We start from the raw sequence: 12,790 nt of genomic DNA on the forward strand, positions 1-12,790 counted from the left end.
ATTATTGATGTGTATTTACATCACTGTTTGGCTGAGTAGTTGAAGTATTGGTTTTTACTTCCACTGCTCTCCCCAGTTTAGGGCCGGTTCCCGTTGTGAATAGGGTTATTTCAACTCTTCGGTTTTTAGCTCTATTTTCCAAAGTATTATTTGGCGCAACAGGATCGGTCGAGCCACGTCCTTCGGAACGAATACGTGTTCCACCATTTTTGATGTAATTCAATAAAATTTCTTTTACTGCATCTGCCCGAGCCTGAGAGAGATGCCAATTAGATGGGAAGTTCAGACTCTGAATAGGTTTATCGTCAGTATATCCGGTCACTACGATTTGTCCTTCTACGCTATCCAAAGCTTGGCTGACTCTAGCTAGGACAGGGTAATACTGGTCTTGGATTTGCGCTGAACCAGACTCAAAAAGACCATCACCTAAAATAGTAACCGTACTTCTATCTTGGAAGTCTTCCACAGAGACTAGCTTTCTGGCGATTTCATTTTCCAATAAAGGCCGTAACCGAATGGTGCCTTGTGTTTCTTGCTGTTTGGCTGTGACAGGAGGAAGTTTGAGATTGTTGACTTTTGTACTGGCGGTATCAAAATCATTACCTAAAGACCATTGCATAGCAAAGTAGCCTATTCCCAAGACAACAGCTCCTAAAACACCTACTACCCATAAAGGAATAGTAAGTCTCTGTTTTCTTTGGATGGTATTGGTAATAATTGGATTGTGTTTGAAAAGCTCAGCAGTTTGATCCGGCCGTTTGCTGTGAATTAAGGCAAGCAAATCTCTCTTAATCTTGTCAATTTCGAGTTCGCCACTGTTTAATACTTGATACTTGCCTTTGTAGCCGAATTGCAAACATAAGTACATGAACTCTAATAAATCAATATTTTTATCCGGATCCTGCTTTAGATTTTGAATAATCTCAAAAAAACGCTCTCCTCCCCATGTTTCGTCATAGAAAGATACTAGCAGGCTGTTTTTGGACCAAGTTTCATCTGCCCAACCCGCACGAACAGCTAATTCATCTACGAAAGTACATAGGCAGTATTTTGCGGCCTGGATAGCGTCGTACCTTGCTCCATTTTTTTCAGCATTTTCTTCAAAATTATTGATTAGGATAGAAAATTTGTTGATCAAACTGTCAGTAGACAATTGACTGGTAGTTTGTTGCATCGCATTGACTAAGATAAAAACTGGTTTGGCAGCCTCAATCAAAGGGTTATAAATATTTGCGATGCTGTGTGCAGCATTATTCTGGTTATCCATAATGAAATTCCAAATTAAACTAAATTAACTTAAAGACTTAATTGCCCAAAATTCAACATCTAAATTCGGAAAATTACCGGCTAAATGGAAGGCCATGCCTGATGAAGTATCAAACATGTCCCACAACTCGTGCTTTTTGTCCAATTCAAAATAGACATAACCGCTGTGGTATGGCAATTCTCTTGGTGCAACAGATAAAGCGTGCACCCTAATTCCAGGCAGGTGGTAAGCAACCAATTCTTTTACTTTTTCCACGGTACCTATTTTTACTACGCTAGGAATTTTTTGGCGCAGTGCTTCGTTCGGCATATCGGCTTTAATCGCAAGAACAAATGAAGCTTTGTCCAGTAAACTTTGGTCTGGTGTTTGAGCAACGCGAGTCGCTTCATCACGCATATCAAGCGGAATCCTAATCGCTCGTTGTTCAAGTACGATAGATAATGATTTACGTAAATTGAAAAATAACTTACCGAAACATGAGGTTAGGTCATTATGCTCATATACTGGGATATCACCTACTTTGCGAGAAGGCAGGAAGGTCATTAAATCAGCACATAGTTTGGATAAATTAATAAATAATTGTTCAGGGTGTGTTTGTCGTGCGCCTTCATTTTCGTGATGCAAATATGCCAAATATCGATTAATGGTTTGAAGCATCATGAAGTCCATAACTTCAACAGAGCCGCCGGTATTAGGATCATTCACAGCATTAGCCAAGCTATTGCTTTTTTGCATCAATAAACCATAGATCTCTGAAATATAAGCCTTTAGATGCTGTTGCTTTTGACTTCCGAGACAAGGCGGAATATATGATTCGTCCAGAATGATTTCAAAGTCCGCAGAGCTGGAACGGATGAGAGCAATGGGCAGGGCAGTTTGTCCGCTGGTTAAGTCGTTTTCTAAAACTAACATCGGATTAAGATCTGCTAGTGTTACCTGACGACCATCTAATTCAGTATTTGTAGTGTCTGCTAGAGTTTTATTAAAAGCTTTGTAGCGACATGAGTCTGAAGAGTCCTGATTTGGAAAATAAATCTCATTATTTACAGAAGAAGGCAGAGAGACAGCTAGGCAGATTTTGGTGTCTTTAATATTTGCAGGAACTTTTAGAGTCAGATTTTCGAGCTGTTTTTGCGAGAACAAAAATACAGAGCCATCGGGAAAAACCCCTTCTGCTTCACTAATACTAATTACCCCCCGTTTGAGGCTGTCTGAATTTAATACCAGCGAAGAGAATCCCCAAAAATGCCCCTCTTGAGAAACGGCTAATTGGCGTAGGCCGGATTCAAGATAACGTTCAAATTGCTGGAAATGTTGAGGAGTAATAAAGATACCCTCTGACCAGACTACTTTCGCTTCTATTGCCATGTCTTCATCCTTAATTTTTTAGTTATTATTTTTCTTCACGGAAAATACCTTTACTAAGGTCATTATCGTATTTACGAATTTTTCCATTTTCTTTAATTTGTTTATTGTCAGGGTGTCGCTCTTTGTATTCTTTTAACATATCCTTCATTTCTGACTTTGATAATTGAGTTAATTTATTTTTACCAATATTTACATAAAAATAATGCTTGCCGAATTGATACCATCGTTTTTTCTGTTTTAACAATACCAATTGCCATTGACTGTTATCCAAATCTCGATAACTCGCGACTACACCTAAATATTTCAGGTGGGAATCCATTTTAATTGGCAATATGGTAACCGTATCAGGATGTAGCATGAATTGGTTCTGCTGGATTAATTTTTCACCTAAATTTTCTTTGGCATTGTTGGTAAGTTCAAAATAATTTGATTTTTTGAACTCCCCGTCAGAAGACAATTGATATAAATCCAGTCTGATGGGAGAAGGTTGGCCAATTATATTAGGGTTCGAATCAGGAGAAACTATGATTTGTACATCAATTTTTTCCCCACTCTCATCAGATTCTTTAGGGGGTTTATGGTCGGAAGCACATGAGCTTACCATTAAGGATATCATTAAGAATGATATATATTTTATTAGTTGTTTATGCATCTTAATTCGCCTTTAGATTGATAAATATTGGTACAAACAATAAATACTTCCAATGAAATATGTAATAACAGGGGAATAAATGGGTGTATTTTAATTAGAAAGACTAAATTTTCTGATTTAGCATGGAATTATAAGGTATTTTTCTTGCGAAGTTTATATTTATATTGATAAGTAAAGTCATGATTACTTGCATCAATATTTACGCTTAAAACTTGTTTGCCTTGAGTTGCACAAGTAAGCAGTTCCCGACTGATTTGCGGTAAAACAGTATTGGTCAGAATCGCATCGATCATGCGACCACCTGACTCAACTTCTGTGCAGCGCGAAGTAATCAGTTTTAGCACTTCAGGCGTGTAGTGTAGGTCGATACCGTGGTTATCTTTAATTCGATCTACGATACGGCCTAATTGCAATTCCACAATTTTTGAGAGCATATCGTCAGATAGCGGATAGTAAGGAATCACCTGCATACGGCCTAATAGCGCGGCAGGGAAAGTTTTCAGCATAGGGGCGCGTAAGGCTTTGGTTAAACCTTCTGGAGTAGGCAGCATTTCAGGGTCGTCACACATATCCATAATCAAATCTGTGCCCACATTGGTGGTCAGGATAATAATGGTGTTTTTGAAGTCGATATAACGGCCTTCTCCATCTTCCATCCAGCCTTTGTCAAATACTTGGAAGAAGATTTCGTGTACATCCGGATGTGCTTTCTCTACTTCATCAAGCAAGATGACGCTATAGGGTTTGCGTCGTACGGCTTCGGTCAGTACGCCGCCTTCACCATAACCGACATAACCCGGGGGCGCGCCTTTCAGGGTGGATACGGTATGAGCTTCCTGATATTCACTCATATTGATGGTAATTACGTTTTGTTCACCGCCGTACAATGTATCGGCCAGAGCCAATGCCGTTTCGGTTTTGCCCACGCCGGAAGGGCCTGCCAACATGAAAACGCCGATAGGTTTGTTGGGGTTATCCAGATTCGCACGTGATGTTTGGATACGACGGGCGATTGCATCCAAACCGTGTCGTTGGCCAATGATGCGTTTGTTTAAAGTATCGGCAAGTTGCAAGACGGCCTCAACTTCGTCTTTCATCATTTTGCCAACGGGAATACCTGTCCAGTCAGCCACAACGTCGGCAACGGTACGGCTGTCCACTAAGGGCATAACCAGCGGTTGGATGCCTTGCAGTTTTTTCAGTTTGTTAACCAACTCTTTTTGGCGGGTATGCAGCTGCTTGGTTTCTTTCTCAGCCGTTCCTTCTTCCGCTTGCATGATTTGTTCACGTACCTCTAACAGCTCAGTAACCAAGTCTGCTTCAGATTTCCATCTGTCTTCTAATTTTTTCAGACGACCTTCGACTTCAGTTAATTCTTTGCCGATATTGGTTATCCGTGTTTCAGAATCGAAACTGAGTTTTTTCTCACGTTCCAAATTTGCTTGTTCAAGTTTTAATGCCTCGGATTTCTTCCGCAAAAATTCAATACTGCCGGGAACAGCATGCTGGCTGACTGCAACTCGTGCGCAGGCAGTATCAATCAAGCCGACAGCTTTATCGGGAAGTTGGCGTGCAGGGATGTAGCGGTGGGAAAGTTTCACGGCTGCCTGAATTGCTTCATCGAGAATAATCACGTTATGGTGTTTTTCCAAAGAAGCATTCAATGCCCTAAGCATGTTGATGGCTTTGTTTTCGTCGGGCTCATCCACTTGCACCACTTGGAAACGGCGGGTTAAGGCAGGGTCTTTTTCAAAGTATTTTTTGTACTCTGCCCATGTTGTCGCGCCGATGGTACGCAGTTTGCCTCGGGCCAGTGCAGGTTTGAGCAGGTTGGCTGCATCGCCCGTACCGGCTGCGCCGCCAGCACCGATCAAGGTATGGATTTCATCAATGAAGAGCACAATGGGAGTCGGGCTGGATTCCACTTCGTCCATAACCGCTCTAAGGCGTGATTCAAATTCTCCACTGACGCTGGCACCGGCTTTGAGCAAACCGATATCCAGCAGGATTAATTGAACGTCTTTCAATGCAGGCGGAACATCTCCGGCAGCCAAACGCAATGCCAATGCTTCGACTACGGCTGTCTTACCGACACCAGCTTCACCTGTGAGAATCGGATTGTTTTGACGGCGGCGCATCAGGATGTCGATCATTTGTCTGATTTCGGCATCGCGACCGGTAAGAGGATCTATTTCGCCATTCTTTGCCTTTTCAGTGAGATTGCTGCCGTATTTGGCCAAGGCACTTTCTTTGTGGGTAGCATTAGGCTCCGAAGATAAGGCGTTTTGGGTAACATCGAGATTTTCTTCAGAGTTCGCAGTAATAGCGACAATGTTGTTTGCCAATGTTTCAGGTTTGATTTTGAGGAACTCGGATGAAATATTGGCCACAATGCTCTGTAAAGTTTTATTTTCAAGAATGGTATAGAAAATGTGAGCAGTACGGATTTTGTCGGTACCGAATTTGAGCGAGCTGTATGTCCAAGTTTGCTCGACAAGGGTTTGGATATGTTCGGAAAAATCGATAACGGCAGTCGAGCCGGCGGGAAGTTTTTCAACTGCTGTTAATACATCTTTGCGGACTCTGGCTTCGTCTAAATTAAAACTGTTGATCAGACAGAAGATGTCGGTTTTCTCGGTTTGCAGAAGAGAATGAAGCCAATGAACCAACTCAACGTAGCTGTTTTCACGAAGACGGCAGAAGGTGTAGGCATTTTCCAGAGTTTTATACAAGGTGGTATTCAACTTGCCAAATAATACGCTGCGGCTGATGTTTGACATGATGTGTCCTTAATTGAGTTATTCCAAGTATGTCTAAAAATAGTTTGAAAGAAGCTTTTTCCGACAAAGGGGTCGTCTGAAAAAGCTGTTTAATGGTTGCTGACGATCAAGTCTTCAGCATCACGGGAAACATTTCCCAGCCAAGTTGTTAAGCCGAGTTGTGTTTGTCCACCTAAGTCCATGAGCGGTATTTCTTTTTGCATTAAAACAGGCTGTATATCCCATTCATATTCATCTGCGGCAAACAGCCGTACCCACTCGCGTAAACGGGCGGTATTGATACCGTCTTTGAAGAATGATCGGTAAGCGGGCAGGTTAAGCGGACCGATGATGATGCGGAATTTACTTTGAACATCATAAAGCTTGTCACCCAGCAGCAAGCCATCTCCCAAGGTATAGTTGCCCATGATGCCGATTTGCGTTTTTTCTTCCGAAACCTCAACCCAGTATCCGACATTGGTTTGAATGGTAACGGGGACTTTGAAATAACGGTTGAGTAATTGTTGAAGATTGGCTGTCGAACGGCTTTGCTTCATCAGTAGGCCGGCAAAATAACGCTTGGCAAATTCGTGGATTAAGCCTTTGTTATGTATGGCCGGTGTATCCAGCCCATTAAAGCTGGCGATATATTTCCCAAAACGGTCTTCAGCATTTTTATCTAAAGAAATAATGCTCTGAGCGTTGGCCCATGCCCGATAGAATAAGACAGCCAGACGGTGTTGCAACATATTGGCAAAACCTGTCCATGTCCGGTCGCCGTGTTGGTGTTGACGCTCATAGGCATATTCAGTCAAATGCAAGGGCAGGGGGCCGGATGGACCGAACAAACCGAATCCGTTGATGGAAATTTCCACATAACGCGGCGATAGGGCAACCGATTGGATGTTGCGCGGAGCAAAAATAAGTGATGGCTCTTGGCGAATCCTTATTTTCTCCATTTTGGGGCTGACGGCTTTGCCTAATAATTTTCCGCCAGTAACAAATTTGACGGATTCAAGCTGGCGCAAGAGTGAAAAATAATCGTATTTATAGGGCTGGGAGGCGATTTTGTTTAAAAAGCCAGTCAGTTTTTCGTCCCATGTATCGTCCAATGCGTCGCCAAAATCTGTTTGAGCGTTAACCGGACTCATACGATTACCCTCTCTCCAACAGCAGTCGGCCAAGTAGCCATATGTCCTTGTTGGAGCGTGTCAATTTGAAGCTGTATGAATGAGTTAATCGACACCAAACGTTGGAAGTAATGGTTTAAAACCGAGCCGAATAGGAAGGGATGGATACCGCCCAATTGCGCTTCATCCAGCGTAACCGTGATTTTGATGCCTCGAACAGGTGCTGCAACTCCGTAATGACGGACTACCTTGTTCACAATGGAAGTCTCAACACGTGTAATCGATTCAATCTGTTTTTTCAGCAAATCATTTTCGGAAGAAACAAACACCATTAAAAGCTCTTTTAAGGTGACGGGTGCATCTTCTTGGTCGATGTTTAATAATGACAGATAGTTCAAGCTTAATTGGTTTAAAAACGACCAAAGCGTTCGATCCTCACTCACAGCCGCTTGAGGACGTGTTAACTTAGAAATCAGCTTGATAGAGTTAACCGGCAGGAAGCCTTCAATCAGGAAATCAGACTCTCCGTCGCGCGGCATCATCAGTGGCAAATCCCTGCTGGTACACCAAGCATCTACGGAAAGATGTTGTATGCCAGAATTGAAGGCGTAATCCCGATTGTCGGCCAGAGACAAAAACACTTCACTGCCCAAGTAGGAAGAACGGAAGCCATTTTTAACAGAATTTTCTGATGGAACTCTGTCTGCACGCCGTGCTGAAAAATAAGCATGCTGAGTTTGGGCTTCGGGGAAGAGTCCCATATCCGGCGCTTTGTACATCGGAGAAAATGCAACGGTTTGACGGTTGTTGGTGTCAAAACCTTTTACTTGTTCGATGGCGTAGACTTCATAATTCAAAGGCTGCGTACGGTCGATGATGACGTGGTGTTCCTGATCTTGGATATTTACAGGAAAGCGGGAGCTTTTTTTTCTGAATAGATTCACCACCGGCACCGCATTGACAGAAAAATCCTCTACGCCGATCAGTTCTGTCAATTCAGGTATTTTGTTGCTGAATAAAAATGAAAGACTGAAATAGCGTTTGCGGTAAGTAATGATTTTTTTATTGACGCCCTTATCATTTACGATTTCTTCCAAATGTTCGGGCACTTTGGGTAAATGTCCGTCATTCTCAGCCTGACGGACAGCCTGTTTGATATCTTTTTGAGCGATAAACAGGAATTTTTCCGGCAGACGCGCGTATTCCTGCATAATCCTGAATGCACTGACGGATTTGTCCAAATTAAACGATAAGGCTTCATCTTCCCGAAATCCCCGATGTTCCGGTTTGGAGGACAACGGGTAATACCATTGTTTGGGGTTCTCATAACTGTGGCAAACGACGCCTACGCATTCTGAGGCCAGTAAAAACAGCAGTGCAGATGACTTAGAAAGCTCCGTACCTAAAAACACAGATAATTCATCCGGCAACATTTCCGAACATGCGCCCGGTACGCTGAGCGAGAAGTCCAAACGTAAGGCAGATTGCACTTTTTTCCCGGCAGATGCTTTGAGCGCGGGAAGCGTACTTGGTAAATAGCCGAGCGAATCGGTATATTTGGCTTTTTCTATGCGTAAAGGTAGGATTTCAGTGGCTTTGGTTACGGAAAACGGGCAACTTACTTTGAATTCGTCGATGGGTAATGAGCGCAATACTCTGCCACGTTCCAGTAGATTGATCACGTCGGCGTTGTATTGACCGGTAGGTTCCAAATTGACAATAGCTGCCGCCGGTTTCTGATTGATGAAGTCAGGGTAAACGACTTCTAAGATTCTTTGTACGAAACGGGGATATTCCGCATCCAGCTTGAGCTGGGTGCGGGCAGTAAGAAAGCTTACACCTTCCAATAGCCTTTCGACATAAGGGTCGGGGATGTCGGTTGTATCCAGTGCCAAGCGGGAGGCGATTTTGGGGTATTGCTGTGCAAATTCCCTGCCCATTTCCTTCAGGAAGGTCAGTTCTTTATTGTAGTAAGACAATAACTTGTTATTCAAGACCTATTTCCCCCATCTAACAAGTCAAACAACCCGGTCTCAACATCCATACTGGTTCGTAGCAGGAACTCTTTGGGATAAGGATTGAGTTTCAGGTAACCTTTGACTTCAATAATAAGTTTGTTGTGTAAAGCATCGTCATCATCGTCTACGGTATTTACGATAACTTGCAGGGTTTTGCTTTCGAGACGTGGTTCGAAGTCGATGATGGCTTGTTTGATGTTTTGTTCTACGTTCTGCCATTCTATGTCGGAGAAATTCACTCCCGACAGGGGCGGTATGCCGTAATTGAGTGTGGAAGAGCGTACATTGACAGGCAGATCTTTCTCCATACTTTCCGCTTGCATGTTGCAGGTATTCAGTAAGTAAAGAATATCGCGCAGAACAGCCTGCCGATATTGATCAAGATTGATGACCTGATCTGGGCGTGCTTCTTTTTTCTTGCGCGGTTCTTCATCTGTCAGTCTGTCAAACAAAGAAGGCAGCAGTTGGTTTCTGAATTGCGACATGATTGATTGCGGTAGTCGGAGGATGGGTAAGGTTTAACGCTGTTGTCCGAATTTGATATTACGAATATCCAAGAGACCAAAATCATGGCTGTCGGTATACAGGGTTTTTTGACCCATGCCTGTAAAGAGCTGTTCGGCTACTTCTATCCAGTCTGTTTGCGAACAGTTCATCAACATATCCGACCATTCGGTTTCTGCGTCCGGTAAAACGGCATAGCGGGCGGGGCTGGTACATTGAATGCATTCGCCGTCGGTAAATTTGATTTCAGACGACCTCCAGATGATGTCGAGCAACGAGCTTGGTGCTTTAAAAGCTATACTTTCAATAGAGTCCCAAGTTTGCCAATAGTAGTGGCCTTGATAGAAGAATTCATAAACAAAAGCAGTACGTACGTCGCCATCCATAATCCAGTTGCTGTCGGTTTCGGCAACCGATTTATCTGCTAGAAGATAAGTGATGTGCGCTGGTGTACCGTTGATACAGTCGGATAAGGCTTCGTAGTCGGCAGTGAGGGCAGAGTTTTTTTTCTCTGCAACATGAGCAACTAAAGAGAGTTGTTTTTGAAGAATATCGAGTTTGCTGGCGTGCTGTTCCAGAGTTTTGGGTTTTTGCTGTGTTTCCAAGACTGCTTGACGACGCATTTCGGCAGAAATGTTTTCAATAAGGTAGAGCATCAGAGGCTTTTGAGTATCGGGAAACAGTTTTTGGTATTGCCCGATTTGCTTTAAAGCCTGTTCCCATTTGGCACTCAGACAGAGGTATTGAATCAATGCCAAACGATGTTCCTGATTGTCAGGATTTGAACGTACAAGCTCAATCATGTCCGTTAATTTAGTCTTCAAATCCATCCCAGCAACTCCTTATTTATTTGTATAAAGTGTGTAATAGTTGAAACCCGATTAACTTTTCAGGAGGACGGAGGTCGTCTGAAAAGTAAATTTATTGTAATAAAGCCTGACTTAAAACGCCTTTTAAGCCAGGTTTCTGCAGTTAAATGCGCATAGTGGTTATGCGGATTTGTTTTCTTTGATGTTGAAGGCCATTTGAACTTCAGCGCCTTTAGAACCTTTATCGGTTTGTTCCCAATATTGGTTTTTCACTTTGGCAGCTTGGAATGAATAACGCATTTTCAGCGCATCGTTGTCTTGTACACCGATGAATTTTACGCCGGTTACCAAGACATCTTCCAAAGTGGTGCGCGAATATTCGATCTGTTCACCACCGGCTTTGCATACGGAAATTTCTACTTTGCTCAAGTGTTGGCCGGTAGCACAGTTTTTCAGAATGGTCGGAGCGGCTTTATCAATAGCGGCAACTACGGTCAAGTCATTGAAATTGACTTTACCGGCACCACCGCCACCACCGCTGGTCATCGAACCAGGTTGCTCGGCACCCCAGTCAAAACTTTCGATGTTGGTCCAGTCTTTGTGGTTGGAATCTTTTGATTCGCCGTTAACACCTTCAACTTTCATGAACATATCAATAGCCATGTTTTTACTCTCCTTGTTAAAAGGTTAAAAAATTAAGGGATTCAACAACAGGGCATGAGCATGCCCACCTAAATAAACCAAACCCGACTATTCCTGTTTAGCCGAAGGCAGTTTGGAAACCAAGCGCAATGAAACGGTAAGGCCTTCGAGTTGGTAGTGCGGGCGCAGAAAGAATTTGGAAGTGTAATATCCGGGATTGTCTTCAACTTCTTCCACAACCACTTCGGCAGCGGCCAACGGTTTACGGGCTTTTGTTTCTTGAGTGGAGTTAATCGGGTCTCCATCTACATAATTCATAATCCATTCGTTTAGCCAACGTTCCATGTCTTCACGCTCGCGGAACGAACCGACTTTGTCGCGTACGATACATTTCAGATAGTGCGCGAAACGACAGCACGCAAACAGGTAAGGCAGACGCGCAGACAACCGGGCGTTGGCGGTAGCATCCGGATCATAATATTCAGACGGTTTATGCAGTGATTGAGCACCAATAAACGCGGCCAAGTCGGTATTTTTACGGTGAATCAACGGCATGAATCCCAATGCTGCCAATTCGGCCTCGCGGCGGTCACTGATGGCGATTTCGGTTGGACATTTCATATCCACGCCTCCGTCATCCGTCGGGAATGTGTGGCAGGGAAGGTTTTCAACGATACCGCCGGATTCCACGCCGCGGATTGAGGTACACCAACCATAATATTTGAATGAACGGTTAATATTTACCGCCATTGCATAAGCCGCATTGGCCCATGTGTATTTGTTGTGATCCGCGCCTTCAGTTTCTTCTTCGAAGTCAAACTCATCGACAGGATTTGTCGTGGCACCGTAAGGCAGACGGGACAAGAAACGTGGCAGGGCCAAACCGATATAACGCGAATCTTCGGAATCACGCAGGCTGCGCCATGGGGCATACTCGGCATTTTGGAAAATTTTGCTTAAATCACGAGGATTGGCCAATTCCTGCCAAGACTCCATCTGCATTAATTTGGGAGATGCGCCGGCAATAAATGGGCAGTGTGCGGCGGCAGCAATTTTTTCAAGACTATTGAGCATTTCTACATCGGGTGCAGAGTGGTCAAAATAGTAGTCGCCAATCAAACAGCCAAAAGGTTCGCCACCAAATTGACCGTATTCTTCTTCATAAACGCGTTTGAATAGGGGGCTTTGGTCCCAAGCAGTGCCTTTGAAGCGTTTTAAGTTGCGGGCAACTTCTTTTTTAGAAATGGGCAATACCTTGATTTTTAATAAAGTATCAGTTTCGGTGTTGGTAACCAAATGATGCAGGCCGCGCCATTCGCCTTCCAACTTTTGGAAATCTTCATGATGCAGAATCAGATTAATCTGTTCAGAGAGTTTTCTGTCGAGCTCGGCAATAATTGCTTCGATAGTTTGATAAGTGTCATCTGAAATAGTAATGGCATTTTGTAAGGCCTGTTGGGCCAGTGTCGCCACAGCATTATTTACAGCGCTTTTAGCTTCTTCGGTTTTGGGTTTGAATTCTTTTTGCAGCAGCTGTTCAAATTCATTTGCGGCAAATACGCTTTTCGCGCCGCTATCCCCTTGGATATCTAATTGCTTTTCAGTCATGATTCACGCTCACTTTATTGATTTCATCTGAAA

The 12,790-nt window shown here is 43.4% G+C and carries 10 protein-coding genes; all 10 read right to left on the reverse strand.

Translation table 11 applies throughout. The annotated features are described in order from the left end of the window. Position 1 precedes the first annotated feature (1 nt). Positions 2-1,267, reverse strand: a complete 1,266-nt coding sequence (tssL, locus tag DBY90_RS06095; protein ID WP_070490953.1) for a type VI secretion system protein TssL, long form — start codon at positions 1,265-1,267, stop codon at positions 2-4. 24 nt (positions 1,268-1,291) lie between these two features. Then, positions 1,292-2,635: a type VI secretion system baseplate subunit TssK gene (gene tssK / locus DBY90_RS06100; RefSeq protein ID WP_070490951.1), complete on the reverse strand. Its 1,344-nt coding sequence runs from the start codon at positions 2,633-2,635 to the stop codon at positions 1,292-1,294. A gap of 25 nt (positions 2,636-2,660) precedes the next feature. Next, entirely contained in the window at positions 2,661-3,287 is a 627-nt protein-coding gene (tssJ, locus tag DBY90_RS06105; protein WP_070490949.1) for a type VI secretion system lipoprotein TssJ, read from the reverse strand. A 128-nt stretch (positions 3,288-3,415) separates the two neighbouring features. Continuing rightward, positions 3,416-6,067 (reverse strand): type VI secretion system ATPase TssH, encoded by a 2,652-nt coding sequence (gene tssH, locus DBY90_RS06110; protein ID WP_070490947.1) that lies wholly within the window; start codon positions 6,065-6,067, stop codon positions 3,416-3,418. Positions 6,068-6,156: 89 nt separating this feature from the next. Next, positions 6,157-7,197, reverse strand: coding sequence for a type VI secretion system baseplate subunit TssG (gene tssG, locus DBY90_RS06115; protein WP_070490945.1), 1,041 nt, complete (start codon positions 7,195-7,197; stop codon positions 6,157-6,159). Further along, positions 7,194-9,170 (reverse strand): type VI secretion system baseplate subunit TssF, encoded by a 1,977-nt coding sequence (locus DBY90_RS06120; protein WP_070490943.1) that lies wholly within the window; start codon positions 9,168-9,170, stop codon positions 7,194-7,196. The genes tssG and DBY90_RS06120 overlap by 4 nt, the downstream gene beginning before the upstream one ends. Then, complete coding sequence (gene tssE, locus DBY90_RS06125) at positions 9,167-9,679, reverse strand: type VI secretion system baseplate subunit TssE (protein ID WP_070490941.1); 513 nt, start codon at positions 9,677-9,679, stop codon at positions 9,167-9,169. Before tssE ends, DBY90_RS06120 begins: the two co-directional genes overlap by 4 nt. Before the next feature lie 33 nt (positions 9,680-9,712). After that, positions 9,713-10,528 carry a type VI secretion system accessory protein TagJ gene (locus DBY90_RS06130; RefSeq protein WP_070490939.1) on the reverse strand — a complete coding sequence of 272 codons (816 nt, stop codon included), beginning with the start codon at positions 10,526-10,528 and terminating at the stop codon, positions 9,713-9,715. A gap of 159 nt (positions 10,529-10,687) precedes the next feature. After that, positions 10,688-11,170, reverse strand: a complete 483-nt coding sequence (locus DBY90_RS06135; RefSeq protein WP_003761730.1) for an Hcp family type VI secretion system effector — start codon at positions 11,168-11,170, stop codon at positions 10,688-10,690. A gap of 87 nt (positions 11,171-11,257) precedes the next feature. Next, a complete protein-coding gene (gene tssC / locus DBY90_RS06140) occupies positions 11,258-12,757 on the reverse strand; it encodes a type VI secretion system contractile sheath large subunit (RefSeq protein ID WP_070490937.1) in 1,500 nt (499 codons plus the stop codon). Between the last annotated feature and the right edge of the window lie 33 nt (positions 12,758-12,790).

This window comes from Neisseria mucosa, assembly GCF_003044445.1.
Classification (GTDB): Bacteria; Pseudomonadota; Gammaproteobacteria; order Burkholderiales; family Neisseriaceae; genus Neisseria; species Neisseria mucosa_A.

Coding starts and splice junctions, on each gene's coding strand:
- tssC (WP_070490937.1), bottom strand. CDS start 12,757: ATGACTGAAAAGCAATTAGATATCCAAGGGGATAGCGGCGCGAAAAGC.
- tssL (WP_070490953.1), bottom strand. CDS start 1,267: ATGGATAACCAGAATAATGCTGCACACAGCATCGCAAATATTTATAAC.
- tssK (WP_070490951.1), bottom strand. CDS start 2,635: ATGGCAATAGAAGCGAAAGTAGTCTGGTCAGAGGGTATCTTTATTACT.
- tssE (WP_070490941.1), bottom strand. CDS start 9,679: ATGTCGCAATTCAGAAACCAACTGCTGCCTTCTTTGTTTGACAGACTG.
- DBY90_RS06130 (WP_070490939.1), bottom strand. CDS start 10,528: ATGGATTTGAAGACTAAATTAACGGACATGATTGAGCTTGTACGTTCA.
- tssG (WP_070490945.1), bottom strand. CDS start 7,197: ATGAGTCCGGTTAACGCTCAAACAGATTTTGGCGACGCATTGGACGAT.
- tssH (WP_070490947.1), bottom strand. CDS start 6,067: ATGTCAAACATCAGCCGCAGCGTATTATTTGGCAAGTTGAATACCACC.
- DBY90_RS06135 (WP_003761730.1), bottom strand. CDS start 11,170: ATGGCTATTGATATGTTCATGAAAGTTGAAGGTGTTAACGGCGAATCA.
- tssJ (WP_070490949.1), bottom strand. CDS start 3,287: ATGCATAAACAACTAATAAAATATATATCATTCTTAATGATATCCTTA.